Origin of the sequence: Streptococcus sp. 343_SSPC (assembly GCF_001072385.1) — a bacterium.
Taxonomy (GTDB): Bacteria; Bacillota; Bacilli; order Lactobacillales; family Streptococcaceae; genus Streptococcus.
Map to the genome: position 1 here is coordinate 1 of NZ_JVKU01000027.1, position 21089 is coordinate 21089.

Here is a 21089-nt window from a genome sequence, read left to right on the forward strand (position 1 = left end):
GAGGTGGGACGACGAAATCGAATTCTAACGAATTACCGATTTCTGTCCCACTCTCTTTTTATGTTCGATTAGTTTACGAAGTTCAACAATGCCAAGAAGCTTTCTGGATCAAGTGATGCACCACCAACAAGAGCTCCATCAACGTCTGGACAAGCCATGTATTCAGCAACGTTTTCAGGTTTCACTGAACCACCGTATTGGACACGTACTTTGTCAGCTACTTCTTGACCGAAGTCAGCAGCTACAACGTCACGAACCACTTTACACATTTTTTGTGCATCGTCTTGTGATGCAGATTTACCAGTACCAATCGCCCAGATTGGCTCATAAGCGATAACAGATGCAGCTACTTGCTCAGGAGTCAAACCAGCCAAAGCAGCAGATACTTGAGCACCTACGAATTCAGCCGCTTTACCAGCTTCGTAAGTTTCAAGACTTTCACCACAACAGATGATTGGAAGCAAACCATTAGCAAAGATAGCTTTTGCTTTTTTGTTGATGTCTTCGTCTGTTTCGTGGAAGTAATCACGACGTTCTGAGTGACCAATCACAACGTAGTCCGTACCGATTTCTTTCAAAACTTGTGGGCTAGTTTCACCAGTGAAGGCACCAGCGTTTTCAAAGTAGCAGTTTTGAGCAGCAACTTTAAGGTTTGAACCTTTAGCAGCAGCAAGAACAGTTGTCAAGTCAAGAGCAGGTGCAGCAATCCCAGCTTCAACAAGATCAGATGAAGGAAGTTTTGATGCTACTGCTTCAACGAATGCTTTTGCTTCTTCTGGGTTTTTGTTCATTTTCCAGTTACCAGCAATAAATGGTTTACGTGACATTTCACATACCTCGTTTTTCTAATTTTATACTAACTATTTTACCATAATTTTCGTGATAATGAAAGGTTGCACAAACTCTTTTACTTTTTAAAACAATAAAAACCCCGTCTTCACGGGGTTTTCTGTCTGTCTATATAATTGTTAATCTGGGAACTAGATCGAATTAAGCTTCGATTTCAGTAACCATACCTGAACCAACAGTACGTCCACCTTCACGGATAGAGAATGTAGTACCTTGTTCAACGGCGATTGGGTGGATCAACTCAACGTCGATAGTCACGTTATCACCAGGCATTACCATTTCAGTTCCTGCTGGAAGTTCGATAGATCCAGTTACGTCAGTTGTACGGAAGTAGAACTGTGGACGGTAGTTGTTGAAGAATGGAGTATGACGTCCACCTTCTTCTTTAGTAAGGATGTAAACTTCACCTTTGAATTTAGTGTGTGGGTTGATTGAACCTGGTTTAGCGATAACTTGTCCACGTTCGATTTCATCACGTTGGATACCACGAAGAAGCACACCAACGTTGTCCCCTGCAAGACCTTCGTCAAGTTGTTTACGGAACATTTCAACACCAGTAACAACCGCTTTTTGGATTTCTTCTTTAATACCAACGATTTCGATTTCGTCATTGACTTTAACGATACCACGGTCGATACGTCCTGATGCTACAGTACCACGTCCAGTGATTGAGAATACGTCTTCGACTGGAAGAAGCAATGGTTTGTCAGTATCGCGTTCTGGTTCTGGGATGTACTCATCAACAGTGTTCATCAAGTCCATGATGATGTCTTCGTATTTAGAATCACCTTCAAGAGCTTTAAGAGCTGAACCTTGGATAACTGGAAGGTCATCACCTGGGAAATCGTATTCTGAAAGAAGGTCACGGATTTCCATTTCAACCAATTCAAGCAATTCTTCATCGTCAACCAAGTCAACTTTGTTCATGAAGACGATCAAGTGTTTAACACCAACCTGACGTGAAAGAAGGATGTGCTCACGAGTTTGTGGCATTGGTCCGTCAGTTGAAGCTACTACAAGGATAGCTCCGTCCATTTGAGCGGCACCAGTGATCATGTTTTTAACGTAGTCCGCGTGTCCTGGAGCGTCGATGTGAGCGTAGTGACGTTTTTCAGTTTCGTACTCAACGTGCGCAGTGTTGATAGTGATACCGCGTTCGCGTTCTTCTGGAGCAGCATCGATAGACGCATAGTCTTTAGGTTGGTTAACTGATGAAGGCAAGCGACGTGCCAAAACAGTTGTGATAGCTGCAGTTAGGGTAGTTTTACCGTGGTCAACGTGTCCGATAGTACCAATGTTAACGTGTGGTTTACTACGATCGTATTTTTCTTTTGCCATTTGAGTAAAAGCCTCCAATAAAATATATTTTATAGATAGACAGTAGGCAATACAGTCTAACTTTCCTTACTATTTTATCAAATTTCGTCTAAATTGCAAGTGTTTTACTAGCTTTTTTTCTTATTTCTTTTTTCTTAAAGGAATTTATCCAAATGAAAGTTTGTGAAATCTCATTTCCACTTCTTTTTTGAAATAAACAGCTAGATATTTCATTCTTTGCGACCAATTTCGAGTTTTTTCACAATCATTTTCACTTTATTCCAGTAAAAAACCAATCCCTTTAATCGGGATTGGTTTTAAGGTTCACGATTAACCAGAATTACGCAATCCTGTCGCGACACCATTGATCGTAATATGAATCAACTTGTCCTGATCTGCAGGCAACTCGCCACGTCTCTGGCGTTTAATTAATTCTAATTGAATATAGTTTAGAACATTAAAGTATGGCATACGATAATCTAAACTATCTTTTAGATAAGGGTTCTCAGCTAAGAGTTCATCATGACCTTCAATCTGTAAAATAACATCCTTAGTCAATTGCCACTCGTCCAGGATAATATTGAAGATGTCACGAACCTCCTCTTCCTCACAAAGCTTGGCGTATTCAAAAGCAATGTTCATATTGGCTTTTGAGAGTACCATGTCTACGTTTGAAAGAAGAGACTTGAAGAATGGCCATTTTTGGTACATATAACGCAAGGTTTCAATGTTTTCAGGATCTGCATCAATAAATTCTTTAAAACTAGAGCCTACACCGTACCAGCCAGGGAACATCACCCGGCTCTGTGACCATGAGAAGACCCAAGGAATAGCACGCAAGCCACCGATTTCTTTGATGGTCTTACGGGCTGCTGGACGGGAACCAATATTGAAACTAGAAATGGCCTTAATCGGACTGGATTCGAAGAAGTAATCATAGAAATGCTCATTGCCAAACACCAGTTCACGATAAATATCGTAGCTACGATTGACAATCTGGTCCATAATCTCATTGTACTGATCGGACATGCTCTTTTCACTCTTCTGCTTAGCAATCATCCGGTTAATCGTTGCAGATACCAACATTTCCAAGTTGTAATAAGCTGCATCCTTGTTCCCATATTTATTGCCAATAACCTCGCCTTGCTCCGTCAAACGAATACGGTCATTAATGGATCTCAATGGTTGTGAGGTGATGGCTTCATAGGTTGGACCACCCCCACGACCAACCGTTCCCCCACGGCCATGGAAGAAGGTAATTTTGACACCAAACTCGTCGCCAATCGCTGTTAATTGTTGTTGGGCCTTATAAAGAGTCCAACAAGAAGATAGATAACCACCATCTTTGTTACTATCTGAATAACCAAGCATAATTTCTTGGTAGTTATTCTTAGAAGCAATCCAGCGTTTAGCAATTGGAAGTGATAGATACTTTCTCATTGTATCTTCAGATTGATCCAAGTCTTCGATCGTCTCAAAGAGGGGAACAATTTGCACACGTGCGCTTTCCTTGTCAATCAGTCCCACTTCTTTCAACATAATAGCCAACTCAAGCATATCCGATACACTGGTTGCATGAGAAATAATGGTTTGGCGAATAACATCTTCTCCTAAGCGGTCTTTTAATTCACGCGCTGTTTGGAAAATAGCTAATTCTTTTTCAAGCAATTCTGATTTTTCTGCATGGGTAGCAGATAAAATACGAGGATCTTCTAACAACTCTTGTAAAAGCAACTCGCACTTTTCGTCTTCTGACAAATCACTGTAATGGTCATTGATTCCAGCTTCTTTGAGAAGTTCCGCAACACAAGCTTCATGGACACTCGAATCTTGACGCATATCGATCGAAGCCAAGAAGAATCCAAAGACTTCTACTGCTTCTAATAACTCAGCAAACTCCCCTGAGATTAAAGCTTCTGCCTTATTTTCAATCAATGACTCTTGAATAAGGGTCAAATCCTGTTTAAATTCTTCAACTGTTTCGTAATAAGGAGGGCGATCTTCTGCCAACTCTTGGATGGCACCACTGATTCGGGTACCGATATAATCGGAAACCACTCCTTGTTGATGGGTGTGAGCACCAAGAAGACGTTCGACCGGATGACGGTCATCTACTGTTGAGCCAACTACAGACCATTCCTTGATATTCAAAAAGGTTTGGACCAACTTGGATTGAATATAATGGAAGGCCCGACGGTAGGGCTCCTTCTCTCTAAAGACAGATGTATCACTGGAACGGGCTGCCATCTCTTCAACCGCTTGACTGGTTTTTGAAAGGTTGGTAGAGAGGGAGAAGTTCCGATAAAGACTAGAGATTTTCTGAATATAATAGTTCAGAATGACTTCACTTTGAATCGTAGCTGATCGCTTCAAGGTCTCTGCGGTTACAAAAGGATTCCCATCCCGGTCTCCACCGATCCACATTCCCATCGTAATCGGTTTGGGTTGTTGCAACTCAATCCCTTGCTCCTTGGCAAGACGTTTGTATTCCAACATTAAGTTAGGAACAGCCTGAAGGAAGGAACTATTATAGTATTCCATGACGTTGGTAATCTCATTGGTTACCTTGAGTTTCTTTTCACGGATCATATCGGTTTGCATCATAATTTCGATATTACGACGCAAATTGTTGTACCATTTGGTTTCGTTCATCAAGCCAGCTTTTACATCTCGATGTTGGCGTAAAAGACTGTGAATGTGAGTGGTTAAGTCCAACATGGTTTTCCGTTGCACTTGGGTCGGATGAGCGGTCAGTACCGGTACTACATTGAGGTGCTCCAAGATTTCCTGTGCATTTTCAGTCTCAGCTACCTGGCGAATGGTAGACGATAGTTTCCCTAGATAGTCCTGCCCCACATTATTTTGATGATTGATTTCAAAAGCCAAATCAACGTCTTCAGAGATATTAATCAATAAGGGGAGAATGGCAAAGTAGCGAGAAATCACGGTCATCTCTTCATTTGATAGCTCTTTGACAATTTGATCCAATTTTAAATAGTCTTTTGAAACAGATAGTTTTTTCAATTCAAGAATCTTATTAAAGGTTTCTGGACTCACCAAATTTTTAGCAATATCTTCTAAAATAGTGGTTAAAATCTCAGCTTCTTCTTTGATAATCTCTTTGTTGGTATAGCTCTCTAGTTTTTGTAAAGTCATGATAACTCCTTTCTTTACTCACACCGGTTTAGTAATAGCTCTGAATTTTCTGAGGCTTCTCGTAAGAAGGGGCCTCTTGAGTAGCTAGGGCACGCTTTTCACTCGCATCAATATTTAAGACAAGGGCAATCGCAATGGATAAGACCCACAAACTATTTCCTCCTTGTGAAAGGAAGGGGAAGGTTACCCCTGTCGAAGGAATCAGCCCAGAAATCCCACCAATGTTGATGAAGGTTTGGGTCAGGAGCATCCCTCCTATACCAATCGCCATCATTGAATTAAATGGATCTCTTGCCCGAATCCCGACAAGAATAATGCGCAAAATTAAGAAGAACAACAAGGCTAAGATGAGACTAGCTCCCACAAAACCAAGTTCTTCAATAACGATTGAAAAGACAAAGTCTGTATGAGCTTCTGGCAGATACCCTTGCTTTTCAATCGAATTTCCGAGTCCCAAGCCAAACCAGCCCCCATTACTCATGGCGTAATAAGAATTGGCTAGTTGGTGTCCCGAATCTGATAAATCATTAAAGGGGTTGTAAAAAGCACTGAAACGTTTCGCTACATAGCCAAAGACAGGGATTTTAGAGAAACGCTCTACCCCAATTAGCTGAATGGAATAAAGAAGAACGGTTGAGCCTCCCACTAGGATGGCTAATAGGCTTGAAAACCAGCGGTAAGCTATCCCACTTGCACTAATCATAATTAAGGTTGTCAGTGCAAGAATGGTCGCATTTCCTAAGTCTGGCATGATGACCACAATAGCAATCAGGAAGAGCACCATCCAACGCCAATCCGACAAATCTCGAGGAAGCCATTGATTGTGGGTTAACGCTTGGTAATCATATCGTTGAATCTCTTCTTGCTTTTTGGAGAAGACCAGGGCCAAGTACCAGACGATGATAATCTTCAAATACTCAGCTGGCTGAATAGAGAAACCTCCAAAACTCAACCATCCATGCGCACCATTCACCGTATCTGTGATAAAACGTGATAGCAAAAGAAGGATCGTCTCAGCTATAATGAAAATTCCAATGAAGCCCTTTTTCTTAAGGACATTTAATTTCACCTTATAGGTAATCAGAATAGTGATCAAACTTAGAACAAAAAAGATCCCCTGGCTTCTGATCATTCCGAAAGGACTAACCCCTTTTTGGATGGCTAAGGCACTCGTTGTCGAGTAGACTACAATCAATCCCAATACTGACAAAAGGAGGTAAGGGATCAGGATTGAATAGTTTAAAAAATGACGTTTTTCTAATTTCATGTAACACCCATACTTCTAATTTTCAAATTTCATTATATCACCTTTCAATAGTAAAAAAAAGGAAAGACCAAATAAGATTCGGTTTTCACTTTCAAAAGATGATCAAACAGACCAGTCTAACTCTTATTTCTACTTCAACTATTGTGAGGAAGCAAGGAAAATCAATTCTCTGATTCACTATAATATCATCTTATTTTTTCCTGTTTTCGGACCCTTTGTTTTGCCTTTTTCCATCTTTTACGGTAAAATGATTCTGTATGAGAAAAAGGATTAAACCAATTGTCCTCTTTGTCTTTTTCGCAAGTATCTTTTCCTTTTTGATAATTTCTAAAACAGTAGCAGATATCCAAAGGAATCAACTTGCTAGAAACAAGATCCTACAAGAGGCAAAGAAAACCAATCAAACAAAAATCCCATCTTCCTCTTCTTCTGACTCAGTTGAAGAATTAGATCAAGAATTTTTGAATCGACCAATTATTGATATCTCTGGTTGGCAATTGCCAAGCGAGATTGATTATGATCTCTTAGCACAGAATGTTTCTGGAGTCATTGTTCGAGTTCATAGTGGCGCTCAAGCTAAAAAAGAAAATGCTGCAACTTATTTAAATGGAATTGACAAATCATACGAAACTCATATTAAAGAGTTTCAAAAACGAAATATTCCAGTTGCGGTATATGCTTACGTAGCTGCCAAGGACAAAAAAGAAATGGAAAAGGAAGCAGAAGAGTTCTATCAGGCGTCCAAAAAATACAAACCAACCTATTATTGGTTGGATGTAGAAGAAAAAACGATGAATGATATGAACGCTGGAGTGGAAGCTTTCCGTGCCAAGCTAGAATCATTGGGAGCCAAAAATATCGGAATCTATATTGGGACCTATTTCATGGAAGAACATAGTATCTCCACAGATAAATTTACCGCCCTCTGGATTCCAACTTATGGCTATGATGACGGCTACTACAATGCTGCCCCATCTACCGATGACGAGTATGATCTTCATCAGTACACCTCTCAGGGGCAATTGAATGGCTTCACCCACTACTTGGACTTGAACCAGATTGCGCCTACACAAGATCAAGAAAAGATCTACCGAAAACTATTTACTATAGAAAAGAATTAAAAGAGGCAACTGCCTCTTTTTCTCTTGAACGGAAACTCAAAGAGTGTGATATAATGTTAGGAAATTAAGAGAAAGAGAAGAGTGAGATGGCAAAAAAACAAAAAGTAAAAAAAACATTGGTTGAACAAATCTTGCAAAAAGCAAAAATCGACCATACAGGATTACAAATCAATGCCCTTGAGGGAATCATTCCAGAAGGGGTTACGACTGATCAAATCTATAAGACACTGGCTCTAATAGGTGATAAAACTGGTCCCGTCATTGGGATTGTTCCCATCTCTGCCCACTTGTCAGAAAAAAAATTGGCCAAACTATCTGGCAATAAAAAAGTTAGTATGATTCCGCAAAAAGACTTGGAAAAGACGACAGGCTATGTCCACGGGGCCAATAATCCTGTTGGCATTCGACAAAAACACAACTACCCTATTTTTATTGACCAGTCAGCCCTGGAACTCGATCAGATGATTGTCTCTGCAGGTGAAGTTGGTCACAGTATTCAAATCAAGGCGCAGGATTTAGCTGATTTTGTCAAGGCTAGCTTCGAGGACTTAGTTGAGTAAAGGATAAAACTAATATGAAATTATATTTTGTCCGTCACGGACGTACTGAGTGGAACGAAGAGGGACGTATTCAAGGGGCAAATGGTGACTCTCCGCTTTTAGAATCTTCCATCCAACAGTTAAAAGCCTTGGGCCAGCATTTATCTCAAACATACTTTGATGCAGCTTATTCAAGTGACCTGCCTAGAGCTGTCCATACTGCTCAAATCATTCTCGAGCAAAATCAACATCCTATCTCCCTCCAAGAGACTCCTGCTCTACGGGAATGGCGGCTTGGTAGGTTAGAAGGTAGAAAAATTGTGGAGTTGAAGGCTCTCTATCCGGAGGAAATGAAGGCCTTTCGTCATAATTTAGCTGAGTTTCACCACGATATTTTCGGAGCAGAATCCGTTGAAGAAACCACCCAACGGACCGTAAATTTTATCAAAAGTTTAAAAGACAAGTCTGGCGAGGCCATTCTAATCGTTGGCCATGGGGCTAATTTAACAGCTTCTATTCGGAGCCTACTTGGCTATAAAACAGAGGAACTCCGTAAAAATGGCGGTCTCACCAATGCCAGTGTGACCATTTTGACAACAGATGATTTTGAGCACTTTTACTTAGAAACTTGGAATGATACTTCTTATTTGGAAGACTAAAAAACACTGATCTTGTGATCAGTGTTTTCTTTTAGCTTATTTCATAGTTGGGAAGAGCAATACGTCACGGATAGTAGTCGTATCAGTAAGGAGCATGCAGAGACGGTCGATACCGATTCCCAATCCTCCTGTTGGTGGCATACCATATTCAAGAGCTTCTACATAATCGTAGTCAATTCCAGTTGCTTCGTCGTCTCCCAATTCTTTGGCACGTGCCTGCGCTTCGAACCGTTCCAATTGGTCGATTGGATCGTTCAATTCTGTAAAGGCATTAGCATATTCCTTGGTCATGATGAAGAGCTCGAAACGATCTGTGAAACGAGGATCCTCGTCATTCTTCTTAGCCAATGGTGATACAGCTACAGGGTGTCCATAGACAAAGGTTGGTTGTGTCAAGGTTTCTTCCACATATTCTTCGAAGAAGGCATTGATAATATGCCCCACTTCAGTGTAGTGTTTTTCAACTGGCACATGTTTTTCTTTAGCAAGGGCTACTGCTTCTTCAAAGCTCATTTCCTTCCAGAAATCAACACCAGCAATTTCCTTGATTGCATCCACCATGTGGACACGCTTGAATGGTTCATTGATCTTGATTTCAGTTCCTTGGTAGTTAACAGGACCATCCCCATGAATAGCTTTCGCAGCGTGTTGGATAATTCCTTCCGTCAAGTCCATAATATCTTGGTAGTCAGCATAAGCTTGGTAGACTTCGATGGAAGTGAATTCTGGATTGTGGGTAGCATCCATTCCTTCGTTACGGAAGATACGGCCAATCTCATAAACGCGCTCCATTCCACCAACAATCAAGCGTTTCAAGTGAAGCTCGGTCGCGATACGAAGTACCATGTCAATGTTTTGGGCATTGTGGTGAGTGATAAACGGACGCGCAGATGCTCCACCAGCTTCATTGTGAAGAACAGGTGTTTCTACTTCAAGGAAGCCTTGACCATCCAAGTAACGACGGATTTCTGAGATGATTTTCGAACGGGTTACAAAGCGGTTAAAGCTTTCACGGTTAGAAATCAAATCCAAGTAGCGTTTGCGGTAGATGGTTTCCACATCAGACAAGCCATGGAATTTTTCAGGCAAGGGACGAAGGGCTTTAGACAAATGGGTGATGTGAGTAGCTTTGATGGAAAGCTCACCCATGTCAGTCCGCATCACTTCTCCTTCTACCCCAAGGAAATCTCCAAGGTCAGCCTTTTTGAAAATTTCATAATTTTCTTCACCAACTGCGTCTTTCCGAACGTAAATTTGGATCTGACCTTCACGGTCTTGAAGGTGGGCAAAACCAACCTTCCCTTTACCACGTTTGGTCACAAGACGGCCTGCAATAATGGCTGTTTCGTTCAAGTCATGAAGTTGTTCTTTATCTAATTCTGAATATTTTTCTTTCAATTGACCAGAATCTGCAGTTCGTTCGAATCGCTTTCCAAATGGGTCGATTCCTTGTTCACGAAGGGCCGCCATCTTTTCACGACGGACAATCTGCTGGTCATTTAATTCTTCCATATGTTCAGTAGTCATTTGGAACCTCCTAAGTTATTCTCCCCTATTTTATCATATTTGACGGGGAAATACACTATTCTTGAGCAGGAAAAATGAAAAAAGGAATGGAAGGAAAGGGTTCCTTCTCCCTTTTCCATCACATTCCATTCATTCATAATCAAATTTTACTTCATCCGAGTCAACTATATAGGTCATTCATCCTTATTCATAGCGAAGAGCTTCAATCGGATCGAGTTTTGATGCCTTGCTTGCTGGTAAGATACCAAAGACAATTCCGACACAAGCTGAAAAGATGATACTTCCGATAGCCACTGACATGGAGACGACTGGTGGTCCTTCTAGAGCACCTGCGGCAGCTGTGGCGATGAGGGCATTGACACCATAGGCCAATCCCAGACCGAGAATTCCTCCCATCATGGTCAAGACCATGGATTCGATGAGGAATTGAATCAAGATTTTTCCACGAGTAGCTCCAAGAGCTTTTCTCAGACCGATTTCACGTGTCCGCTCAGTCACAGATACCAACATGATATTCATGACCCCAATCCCACCAACGAGAAGGGAGATTCCTGCAATCGCTCCGATGACTGTTGTCATAATACTGAGCATTTGATTGGTCTGCTCCAAGATACTATCCATGTTAAAGATTTGGAACTCTCCTTGGCGAACTCCCGATAACTCGGTTAATTTTTTCGCCGCTTCGATCCCAGTTGGTTTAATCTGTTTGACATCCGGGATATGCACCACAATAGTAGAAATTTCTTCTGTTCCAAATTCTGAAGCTACTTGGGTATTGGCCATCAAGGCACTTCCTCCAGAAGAAACCCCGTATAATGCAGATCCAGCATTTGGATCCTTGAAGATCCCTACCACCCGATAGTTGTTGTCTCCGACAGCAACCACTTGGTTGAGGGCACTTTCCGTCCCAAATAAGGTCGAAGCTAAGCCTTCATCCAACATGATGACCCGTGAGAAACTCTGATAATCTGAAGGATTCAGTTTTCTTCCTGAAACCAATTCAAATTTTCTTACTGAGAAATAAGTATCATTGACTCCCATGATATTGACCCCTTCAGATTTTTTCTTCTGATAGGAGATAGTGGCATTGGCCGTATTACCAACATAGTAGCCATCAATGCCAGGAATCTTGGTCAATTCCTTGACCCATTCTTCTTGAACGACGGGTGGTGTTTCAAGGATTGGGTTGTCAACGTCCTCGCTACTTTCCTCTCCATAGCCAGCTGGCGGTGACATTCCTTGGTCTTCTTCACTGGCAACACCGCCTTCGCCACCACCTTCTGCGCCTCCTTCTTCTGAGACAGGTTCCGGGCCAAGATTAAAACCAGTCATGTAGCCACTCTTTCGGGCGGAATAGGAAATCTGAACATATTGTTGATCCTTGGTAAAGGTCTTAGTCACTCCCGCTTTCATCCCATCTCCGAGAGCCATGATGACAACGACTGAGGCAACCCCGATGATAATCCCTACCATGGTTAAGAACGATCTCATTTTATGTCCCATAATGGAACTAATAGCGAATTTCCAGTTCTGCATCAGGCCCTCCTTTCGTTGCGGCTATCCGAAGAAATCACTCCATCTCGAATGACAATCTGACGTTTGGCATAGGCAGCAATCTCCGTTTCATGGGTCACCATGATAATGGTTTTTCCTTCTTGATTGAGGGCTGTCAAAAGCTCCATAATCTGATCGCCGGTCTTGGAGTCAAGAGCTCCTGTTGGTTCATCCGCTAAGATAATAGAAGGATGATTGACCAAAGCACGCGCGATGGCCACCCGTTGTTTTTGCCCTCCAGACAATTCCGAAGGAAGGTGGTGCATCCGCGTATCTAGCTCAACTTTCTTTAAAAATTGTTCAGCTAATTCTTTTCTTTTAGAAGGATTTACTCCTGCATAAATCAAGGGAAGCTCGACATTTTGAAAGGCATTGAGTTTCGATAGGAGAAAGAATTGTTGGAAGACAAAGCCTATTTGCTCATTGCGAACCTGGGCTAATTTCTTCTCACTAAGATTTCCTACCTCTTCCCCTTCCAAGCGGTATTCGCCACTGGTCGGACGATCCAGAAGACCGATGATATTCATTAGGGTAGACTTCCCAGAACCGGAAGGTCCCATAATAGCTAGAAATTCCCCTTCTTCCACATCTAAATGGATATCCTTTAATACCTGTAGGGTTTGATCGCCATTTTGATAACTTTTATTGATGTTTTTCAGCTCAATCAATTTTGTCATATTTTCCGACCTCTTTCCCATCTTCCAAATCGCCAGAAGGGTTGATGATCACTTGCGCATCTTTCTTCAAACCAGATAAGACTTCTTGATTTTCTGCATCTGCATTTCCTAAGGTAACATTGACTTTTTTAGCCTTGCCAGCTTCAATGGTCCAAACATAGCTTTGATCACCGTCAGATAAGACACTTGTCACAGGAACTAAAGGATGGATGGTTGAACTTTTTACTTCAATATTGACAGAGAAACCTTGTTTCAAATCACCAATCTCACTGGTAATATCTACCGTAAACGGATATTTAGCTCCCCCTGTTCCTTGTCCAGAACCTGCGGCATTTGCACCAGCCTGACCAGCATCTGTCGGATAGTTGGCAACGTAGCTAATCTTTCCAGTCCATTTTTTTCCAGGATAGACCTTAGAGGTTAAGGTCACTTCTTGACCAACTGAAATGTTGGCTAGATTGTATTCAGACAACTCACCTTTTACTTGAAGGTTACCGTTGCTGACGATATGAACCAGGGTTTGGTTGGTTCCGGTTGTTGATTTGGAAACGTCTTTATTGACTTCTACAACCGTTCCATCTGTACTACTTTTTACGGTTGTAGCATCCAACAAAGCCTTGGCTTTTTCCATATTGGCTACTGCATCTGCACGAGCATCGCGCAAATCACCCACTTGTGTATCCAAGGAGCGTTGGGCTTGAGAGGCCGAACTACTATCTGCTTCCTCATCCCCTGTTGTATCAATGGTCACTCCATTGGTCAAGAGATCGTTCAATTGACGATCTGCCTTATTGACCGCACGTACCGCCGCGTCATAGGCAGCTTGCGCTTCTGTACTACTATATTGAACAATAGCTTGGCCAGCGGTTACTTGATCCCCGACATTCACTAGGATGGATTGCAAATCTCCTTTGGTTCCGTCAAAGTAAATATATTGTTCTTGATTGGCTGTGACCTTACCTGTCAATAATACTGATGAAGCAATTGAACCTTCTTTGACTGTTTGAACCATAGGAGTCATATCCACCAACTCCTCAGGGCTATTGCTAGATTTTCCAAAAGCAAGCCAGGTCCCAATTCCTACGACTGCTAGTGCAGCGCCTGTAGCTGTAACGATTTGCCATTTTTTAAATTTTTTCATTTATTTCCTCCAGTATTCGAAAGCGTTTCAAATTATAAGTTTAGTATATCATATTTCCTTATTTTTCAATTCAAAATCATCTGTTTTGCAAGTTTTTTTTGCTATCTTGTTTTCTCCTCCTACTCAACGATGGCAATTTCTTGATTTTTGTAACCTATGTTGTTACAATGAAGGTGTAAATCAACAAAGGAGTACTAACCATGAAAGAATTTGATATTATCTCCATTGGTGGAGGTAGCGGAGGGATTGCTACCATGAACCGGGCTGGAGAACATGGAGCCCGCGCTGCTGTTATTGAAGAAAAGCAGCTAGGTGGAACCTGTGTCAACAAAGGATGTGTCCCTAAAAAAATTATGTGGTATGGCGCCCAAATTGCTGAAGCCATTCGTGATTACGGTCCAGATTATGGGTTTACTTCTGAACAGACCAATTTTGATTTTGCGACCTTAAGAAAAAATCGCGAAGCTTATATTGATCGGGCTCGTTCTTCTTATGATGGTAGTTTTAAACGAAATAGTGTGGAGTATATCCAAGGTCGCGCACGCTTTGTCGACCCTCATACAGTTGAAGTCAACGGGGAAACCATCAAGGCTAAACACATTGTGATCGCTACAGGGGCTCATGCTTACATCCCAGATCTAGTTGGAGCAGAACTAGGAGAAACCTCTGACGATGTCTTTGCTTGGGAAGAACTACCAAAATCAGTTGCCATTATTGGCGCTGGCTACATTGCGGTAGAACTAGCCGGTGTCCTCCATGCCCTTGGTGTTAAGACAGACCTCTTCGTTCGAGGGGATCGTCCTTTAAGAAAGTTTGATTCTTACATTGTCGATGGCTTAATGGAAGAGATGGATAAACAAGGATTGCCTCTCCATGCTCACAAGGTTCCTGTTCAACTCACGAAGGAAGAAAATGGTCAAATCCGAGTCTATTTCGAAGACCAAACATCTTTTGTCGCTGATCATGTCATCTGGGCAACAGGGCGCAAACCAAACGTCCAAGACCTCAATCTAGAAGCTGCAGGCGTCACCTTAAATGAAAAAGGATTCATTGCAGTAGATGAATACCAGAATACGGTTGTTCCTGGCATCTATGCTCTTGGAGATGTCACGGGCGAAAAAGAATTAACTCCTGTCGCTATCAAGGCAGGGCGTACCCTATCCGAACGTCTCTTTAATGGAAAAACCGATGCTAAAATGGACTACGCAACCATTCCTACCGTTGTCTTTTCTCATCCAGCGATTGGTACAGTCGGTCTCACTCAAGAAGAAGCCGAAAAACAATATGGAAAAGACGCTATCAAGGTCTATACTTCAAGTTTCGCCTCTATGTATTCAGCTGTGACCCAGCATCGTCAGTTGGCTAAATTTAAACTCATCACTGTAGGACCGGATGAAACCGTTGTCGGTCTCCATGGTCTTGGGTATGGGGTAGATGAAATGATCCAAGGATTTGCTGTTGCTATCAAGATGGGAGCCACAAAAGCTGATTTCGATGCGACAGTCGCTATTCATCCAACTGGATCCGAAGAATTCGTTACTATGCGCTAATATCAGAAAAGGTTTGTTCGACAAACCTTTTTCTTCTGTTTTTATTTTAATGGATCATCATTGGAGCTACCATAGTCTAATCTTTCATTTTAACTTTCATTCCTTACATTTTTGTAAGATAACAAGGTTTGATAAGATAACAATCAGATTCACTAATAGATTTCAACATCCATATAAAAGAGCCCGAAGATACGCTTCAGACTCTGTTTATTTAAGGCAAGATAGCAATGGCACGGACAGGTGAACCAGTTGCCTTGTCCCAGTGAGGGAAGGCAATTGAAATCAAGGCACCTACGGCAGGCACTTGATCCAAGTGGTTCAAGACTTCTACTTGGTAGATATTTTGCTCCAAAAGGTAGTATTCATTGACCAAGCCGTGTTCTGCTGCTGGAATACCAGCATCTGTGTCAAAGGTTTCATGACCCACAGCCTTAACATGGCGTTCATGAATCAAAAATTCCAAGGCTTCACGGCTCCATCCTGGACTTTGTTGAACCCCATTTTCATCAAGGTTACGCATAGCATCTTGATCTGGCCAACGTTTTGACCAATCACTACGGAAGGCAACAAAAGCTCCTTCTACAATTTGTCCATGTTCAGCTTCAAAATCTAAGATATCTTGTTTGCTCAAGATAAAGTTTGGATTGGCTGCTACTTCTTTAGACTTGTCGATAACATAGAGTGGCAAGAGGAGATCTTTGAGGTCAATCTCATCCAACCAACGGCCCCCTTCTACAAAGTGAATTGGTGCATCAATATGCGTTCCGTATTGACCAACCACTGTAAATTTTTGAACATGGAAACCATCTTTTAATGTGAAAAGGTCTTCTTGTTGCAAGGCAGGAAGAGCTGGGAAGTGTGGGCTTTCTGCATTGATTTGGTGACTCAAGTCCACCCATTTTTTAGCTTGCAATTCTTTATAAATACTTAGTAAATCTGACATATGGATTCCTTTCCTATAAGTGCTACATGGCATAAATGAATAAGGTTATTATAACAGTCTATCCCATCATCCACAATGATTTGCGTTAATCTTGTTTTCTTGAATGGGATATAGTTTCAAACTATAATTATAGAAAGCATCAAAAAAGAGGCTGGGACAAAAGTCCTAGCCTCTCAATTGTATTTGGATTATCGAGCAAGACGCAGTGGTTGAGTGGGCTCTACCACGCTGATTTCATCAGCTTTTACAGCCCTACTCAACTGTGCGGAGGTGGGACGACGAAATCGAATTCTAACGAATTACCGATTTCTGTCCTACTCTCTTTCTTACTCAGCCTATTACTGTTTAAATGCATCTAGCAGAACTTGGAATTCTTCGTTGGTCAAAGTGATCCCCTTGCCCATCTTCGTATGGTCTGGGCTCCAAGTTCGGATATCATACTTGGCAGGTGCTCCATTAAAGCTAACCCGGTTTAACTCCTTGGTCCATCCTTTTTCATTTTCAGATAAGACCAAGAGTTGTTCTTCAATTTCAAAACTAAAATCTGCCATTTAATACTCCTTTCAATGTCTTTCACCTTAATAATTCGTAAAAAATTTTACAAAATGAATGAAATTTTCTATAATATATTGTATCAACTTATGGAGAATTATGCTATGAAAAGATTTCTTGAGCTTCTCAAGGACCGAGCCAATGAATTTTTCAACGATAAAACCTCTCTACCAGCTCCTTTAGAGGATGGTAAAACGATTCAGATTATTGAACTGGCCCTTCGAAAAAAACAAGGAGTCCATGTCATCTTCCAAAATAAGAGTTTTACAGGCGATATCGTTAAATATGATCAGGAACGAAAACAACTTATTGTCAAGAATTTTAAAAAGAGTATGTCAACCATCATTCGAATTTCTGACATTCAAAAGATTAGTCTCGTTCCACATACGATTCGAATCGCACAACAAAAAACACCGTAAACTTCCAAGCTCGCGAAGCATGCGGTGTTTTTTTTTACGTTTTATGCACGAACTGTTTGGCTGGTTCCATCCTCTTTATAGAGGTTGATCAAGCCTTCTTTAAGAGCACGGATCATATCACCTGGTTCAACTGGAGTTGACATATGAATGGTCAATAACTCCATCGGATTTGGAGCCCGATCAATTTTATTGCCCTTGGCATCATGCAAATCTTCAATGACTGTTTCAAAATGACGGAACCCAGGTCCGTAAAATTCTACTTGGTCTCCTTCATTGATGACATTCCGTTGTCGAATGGTCGCAATTTGCTTGTCCGCATCATAGGCTACCACTTCTCCGACAAACTTGTACTCTGGAATCTTCCGACGAGCCCCAAACAGTTGCTCGTTTTCAGATGGTGTTCCGTAATAGAATCCTGTAGCCAACTCACGTTGGGCTACCTTCCACATTTCATCAATCAAGTCTTGCTTAATCGCTTCAAACTTTTCAGGACTTTCCAAATAAGCATCAACAGCTGCCTTGTAGCAGTTCGTTACGGTAGAGACATAGTGAATGGACTTCATCCGACCTTCAATCTTGAGACTGTCCACTCCATTTTCAATCATATCAGGGATATGGTCAATCATCGACATATCCACTGCTGACATCGAGAATTCTTCAGGGATTTCCCCTTTGAGACTCTTACGTTCTTGGCCAAATGGCATATCATAGAGATCATACTTCCAACGACAAGATTGGGAACATCCGCCACGGTTGGCATCCCGCATACTCATATGATTGGACAAGGTACAACGGCCAGAGTAGGAAATACACATTGCTCCATGAACAAAGGCTTCAATCTCAACGTCCGTCCGCTTACGAATTTCCGCTAGTTCTTCCATTGAAACTTCCCGAGCCAAAACGACCCGTGTCAAGCCCAAGTCTTTCCAAAACTCGAGGGTTTCATAGTTGGTGGCACTAGCTTGGGTAGAGAGGTGAATTTCCAAGCCGGGAGCCTCTGTCGCTGCGATGGTAATCAAGGCAGGGTCTGAAACAATGACCGCTGCGATTCCGATATCCCGTAAGCGACGGAACCATTCACCAGCTCCAACTTCATTTCCTTCATGCATGACCATATTGGCTGCAACATAGACCTTGGCACCATACTTGGCCGCAAATTGGACACCTTCTTCCATTTGCTCGAAAGTGAAGTTCCCTGCACGGCTACGAAGCCCATAAGCCTGTCCACCAATAAAGACGGCATCCGCACCATAGCGCACAGCAACCTTTAGTTTTTCAAGTGTTCCCGCAGGTGATAGAACCTCAGGACGTTTCAATTGTTTTGTCATCATATCTCCTAGTATATTACAAGTATATTAGTTAGATTATCAATCTTGTCTATTTTATAGCAAATTAAGTTGAAAGGCAATGGTTTGGGAATTGTTTTGACAATTCTCATTCTTTACCATCACCAAAAAGGAAGGCCCGCACTCCTGGCAGGCTTTTCTCCTTTATTTAACCATGTCTGGATCGTAATCATAAAATCCAGTGTCAAGGAAACGATTCTTAGGATGCAATTGGTGAATCTGCTCATCCAATAAGAATGCTTGATCAGATGTGAAGGTCCCAGCTTCTAGAAGCTCTCGTGCTTTCACAAAACACTTGGCAATTTCCACAAAGTTTTGACCAGGTGTATAAATCCCCTCTAACTTCCAGTGGGTAAAACCATGCTCGACTAACTCAGAGAGTTTGGTCATCAAATCCAGGTCATTATTGGCAAAAATATGAGTTCCATGCTTGTCCTCAAAGATAGAATAGTGGCTTTCTGGATCTCCTGGTTCTGCCAAAAAGAGATCTCGCTCTCTCGTCTTTTCGTCATCGATGTGCGTAAAATTGTAGTAATTCTGCAAAAGAGGGCGTTTGGAATGATGAATCACACTGGCCCCATAAACCAATACTTCAGCAGGAATCTCTAAGATTTCTGGCATCTTGAAAAGCTCTGCAGATGGGATTTCTCGAGCAAGAACTGCTTCTGAAGCACCAGCCTTTTGTCCCCAGAAATTAATCTGACGGCTACTTGTCACCATAGTTGAAGCATCATAAATTGTTTTAAAGCTGTAGCCATCCCGCTTCAATACATAAAAGACGCCTGCATCTCCTACCGTGATATAATCGACGTCAATCGAAGCAAGGAGATCTAAAAATGGTTTGATACGATCCATCATGTCTTGGTGCATCAAGGCATTGACAGCCACTGTCATTTCCTTACCTGCCGCATGGACTAGATCAGAAATTCGACTTAATTCGTCATACGAGAAAGTGTGAGGAAGTCGTAATCCAAATTCCTTTTCGCCGACATAAATACGGTCCACACCTACTTCTAGAAGGGCTTGAACCTGTTCAATACTTTCAGCTGTAGCTGTAATAATTATCTTTTTCATGAAAACTATTATACCAAAAAAGTTATTTTGCTCTCTAAATTTCTTAATTTTGTAAAAATTGTAACAGTTTTGTAACATTTCTATGCTTGAAAACGTGTTAAAATAATAGAGTACTGTTAGGAGAGAGAAATATGCCCGCAAGAAAACTTAGAATTGTTGAAGAATACGACTATGTCGAAGTCCCTCTTCAACAAGAGAATACAACAACTAATTATGATTTTAACCTTGATACTGAACCAGCTCCGCAATTAAGTGAGCTACTATTTTTCCTTAATATTGCTGTGTTTTGTGTCTTAACTGTTTTATTTAGTTTCGTCTTTTTATCAATGAAGATGAATACCTTCTTTGCTTTTGCCTCAGCAATTGCTTGTAGTTTGGGAAGTATCCAAGCTTTCCGTATTTTCCAGTTAAAACGGAAACAGGACTAAGATTAATTTTTTAGCCTCCTTCGGGAGGCTTTTTGGCATTCCCCATCCTCGTTTGTCATCTCATAAAAGAAATCCCTCACCATTGGTGAGGGATTATTTTATTCTTCTTCTACAGCTGTTTCTTTGATCTCTTCTTCCACTTCTGGAAGAGCTGTTTCTTCTAATTCAAGGACAATCTCTTCACTTTCTTTTTCCTGTTTAGGCTGGAAAGGACTTGCTTGATTGCCGGTCTTTTGCTGGATTTTTTCCTTAATCGTTTGGATAGCATCTTGTGAAAATTCTACCACATCCTGCGTCTTATCTTTCACTGTCTCGATAACAGTGTCTTTGTTGATCTCGCCACTTTCAACTTTTTCCTTGGTTTGCTGAATAGCGTCTGATGCTTGCTTGGATAGTTCCATTGCAGATTGTTTCACAGAATCATGAACTTCTTGTGGGTTCTCTTGGTATTCTTTTATAAAACCTTTGACTTTACCAGTCAACTCTTTCCCTTTTTTGGTTGTCAGGAAGTAGGCTGCGGATGCGCCAGTGATCGTTCCAATTAATAATGATGATAAACGTCCCATAAGGTACCTCTTTTCTTATTTAAATAATTTCATAGCCATGCGAGCTGCTTTTAATCCGACGGATGTTTTAACAGTCTTTCCACCAACAACGACAGCTTTTTTGCTAATCTGACGAGCCTGATCATTCAAATCTGATACAGATACAGACAAATCTGCCACTGCAGTGAAGAGTGGATCAATGGTTGCAACCTTTTGATTCAAATCTTCTGTCAAAACATTCACTTTTGCTAACAACTCATTGGTTTGGTGTAAGGTTACATTCACATCTGATGTCAAGGTCTTAATCGTTACCTGAGTCTCATCTACAACTTTTCCAATCTTTGAAAACAAGATAATCAAGTAGATGACCAAAACTACTAAAGCTAACCCTAAAAGCCCATAGGCAATTTCAATAAACATTTCTT

The 21089-nt window shown here is 41.4% G+C and carries 20 protein-coding genes; 6 read left to right on the top strand and 14 right to left on the bottom strand.

Annotated elements, in window-relative coordinates:
• Positions 1-68: 68 nt before the first annotated feature.
• From tpiA to ftsW, 4 genes are all read right to left on the bottom strand, one after another.
• Positions 69-827 (bottom strand): triose-phosphate isomerase, encoded by a 759-nt coding sequence (tpiA, locus tag ADH27_RS08565; protein ID WP_006595928.1) that lies wholly within the window; start codon positions 825-827, stop codon positions 69-71.
• Positions 828-990: 163 nt separating this feature from the next.
• Entirely contained in the window at positions 991-2187 is a 1197-nt protein-coding gene (tuf, locus tag ADH27_RS08570) for an elongation factor Tu (RefSeq protein ID WP_048717371.1), read from the bottom strand.
• 309 nt (positions 2188-2496) lie between these two features.
• Positions 2497-5322, bottom strand: a complete 2826-nt coding sequence (ppc, locus tag ADH27_RS08575; RefSeq protein WP_048717373.1) for a phosphoenolpyruvate carboxylase — start codon at positions 5320-5322, stop codon at positions 2497-2499.
• 28 nt (positions 5323-5350) lie between these two features.
• Positions 5351-6589, bottom strand: a complete 1239-nt coding sequence (ftsW, locus tag ADH27_RS08580) for a cell division peptidoglycan polymerase FtsW (protein ID WP_048717375.1) — start codon at positions 6587-6589, stop codon at positions 5351-5353.
• Between the two features lie 257 nt (positions 6590-6846).
• On the opposite strand from ftsW, the gene ADH27_RS08585 reads away from it, so the two are divergent.
• From ADH27_RS08585 to ADH27_RS08595, 3 genes are all read left to right on the top strand, one after another.
• Positions 6847-7710, top strand: a complete 864-nt coding sequence (locus ADH27_RS08585; RefSeq protein ID WP_048717377.1) for a GH25 family lysozyme — start codon at positions 6847-6849, stop codon at positions 7708-7710.
• 86 nt (positions 7711-7796) lie between these two features.
• Positions 7797-8270: an aminoacyl-tRNA deacylase gene (locus ADH27_RS08590; RefSeq protein WP_129269583.1), complete on the top strand. Its 474-nt coding sequence runs from the start codon at positions 7797-7799 to the stop codon at positions 8268-8270.
• A gap of 14 nt (positions 8271-8284) precedes the next feature.
• The gene (locus tag ADH27_RS08595; RefSeq protein WP_048717378.1) at positions 8285-8908 is read left to right on the top strand and encodes a histidine phosphatase family protein; all 624 of its coding nucleotides are present in this window, start codon (positions 8285-8287) and stop codon (positions 8906-8908) included.
• Between the two features lie 36 nt (positions 8909-8944).
• Here the strand turns inward: ADH27_RS08595 and lysS are convergent, their stop codons facing one another.
• From lysS to ADH27_RS08615, 4 genes are all read right to left on the bottom strand, one after another.
• Positions 8945-10435, bottom strand: a complete 1491-nt coding sequence (lysS, locus tag ADH27_RS08600) for a lysine--tRNA ligase (RefSeq protein ID WP_048717380.1) — start codon at positions 10433-10435, stop codon at positions 8945-8947.
• A 183-nt stretch (positions 10436-10618) separates the two neighbouring features.
• The gene (locus tag ADH27_RS08605) at positions 10619-11971 is read right to left on the bottom strand and encodes an ABC transporter permease (RefSeq protein WP_048717382.1); all 1353 of its coding nucleotides are present in this window, start codon (positions 11969-11971) and stop codon (positions 10619-10621) included.
• Complete coding sequence (locus ADH27_RS08610) at positions 11971-12666, bottom strand: ABC transporter ATP-binding protein (protein ID WP_006595919.1); 696 nt, start codon at positions 12664-12666, stop codon at positions 11971-11973. The genes ADH27_RS08605 and ADH27_RS08610 overlap by 1 nt, the downstream gene beginning before the upstream one ends.
• Positions 12650-13807, bottom strand: a complete 1158-nt coding sequence (locus ADH27_RS08615; protein ID WP_048717383.1) for an efflux RND transporter periplasmic adaptor subunit — start codon at positions 13805-13807, stop codon at positions 12650-12652. The genes ADH27_RS08610 and ADH27_RS08615 overlap by 17 nt, the downstream gene beginning before the upstream one ends.
• A gap of 200 nt (positions 13808-14007) precedes the next feature.
• On the opposite strand from ADH27_RS08615, the gene gorA reads away from it, so the two are divergent.
• Complete coding sequence (gene gorA, locus ADH27_RS08620) at positions 14008-15357, top strand: glutathione-disulfide reductase (RefSeq protein WP_048717385.1); 1350 nt, start codon at positions 14008-14010, stop codon at positions 15355-15357.
• Between the two features lie 211 nt (positions 15358-15568).
• Here the strand turns inward: gorA and ADH27_RS08625 are convergent, their stop codons facing one another.
• Entirely contained in the window at positions 15569-16300 is a 732-nt protein-coding gene (locus ADH27_RS08625) for a cyclase family protein (protein ID WP_048717387.1), read from the bottom strand.
• 338 nt (positions 16301-16638) lie between these two features.
• Complete coding sequence (locus ADH27_RS08630; protein ID WP_006597402.1) at positions 16639-16851, bottom strand: YdbC family protein; 213 nt, start codon at positions 16849-16851, stop codon at positions 16639-16641.
• 90 nt (positions 16852-16941) lie between these two features.
• Between ADH27_RS08630 and ADH27_RS08635 the strand changes: the two genes are divergently transcribed.
• A complete protein-coding gene (locus tag ADH27_RS08635) occupies positions 16942-17271 on the top strand; it encodes a hypothetical protein (RefSeq protein ID WP_048717455.1) in 330 nt (109 codons plus the stop codon).
• Positions 17272-17312: 41 nt separating this feature from the next.
• On the opposite strand, the gene ADH27_RS08640 is transcribed toward ADH27_RS08635, so the two are convergent.
• Positions 17313-18599, bottom strand: coding sequence for a peptidase U32 family protein (locus tag ADH27_RS08640; RefSeq protein ID WP_048717389.1), 1287 nt, complete (start codon positions 18597-18599; stop codon positions 17313-17315).
• Between the two features lie 162 nt (positions 18600-18761).
• Positions 18762-19691, bottom strand: a complete 930-nt coding sequence (locus ADH27_RS08645) for a peptidase U32 family protein (protein ID WP_048717391.1) — start codon at positions 19689-19691, stop codon at positions 18762-18764.
• Positions 19692-19822: 131 nt separating this feature from the next.
• Here ADH27_RS08645 and ADH27_RS08650 point away from each other — a divergent pair, with 131 nt between their 5' ends.
• Positions 19823-20119, top strand: coding sequence for a DUF3270 family protein (locus tag ADH27_RS08650; protein WP_048717392.1), 297 nt, complete (start codon positions 19823-19825; stop codon positions 20117-20119).
• Positions 20120-20217: 98 nt separating this feature from the next.
• Here the strand turns inward: ADH27_RS08650 and ADH27_RS08655 are convergent, their stop codons facing one another.
• Both ADH27_RS08655 and ADH27_RS08660 read right to left on the bottom strand, forming a co-directional pair.
• The gene (locus ADH27_RS08655; RefSeq protein WP_048717394.1) at positions 20218-20685 is read right to left on the bottom strand and encodes a YtxH domain-containing protein; all 468 of its coding nucleotides are present in this window, start codon (positions 20683-20685) and stop codon (positions 20218-20220) included.
• Positions 20686-20700: 15 nt separating this feature from the next.
• On the bottom strand, positions 20701-21084 hold the full coding sequence (locus ADH27_RS08660) for a DUF948 domain-containing protein (protein ID WP_006595909.1): 384 nt from the start codon (positions 21082-21084) through the stop codon (positions 20701-20703).
• Between the last annotated feature and the right edge of the window lie 5 nt (positions 21085-21089).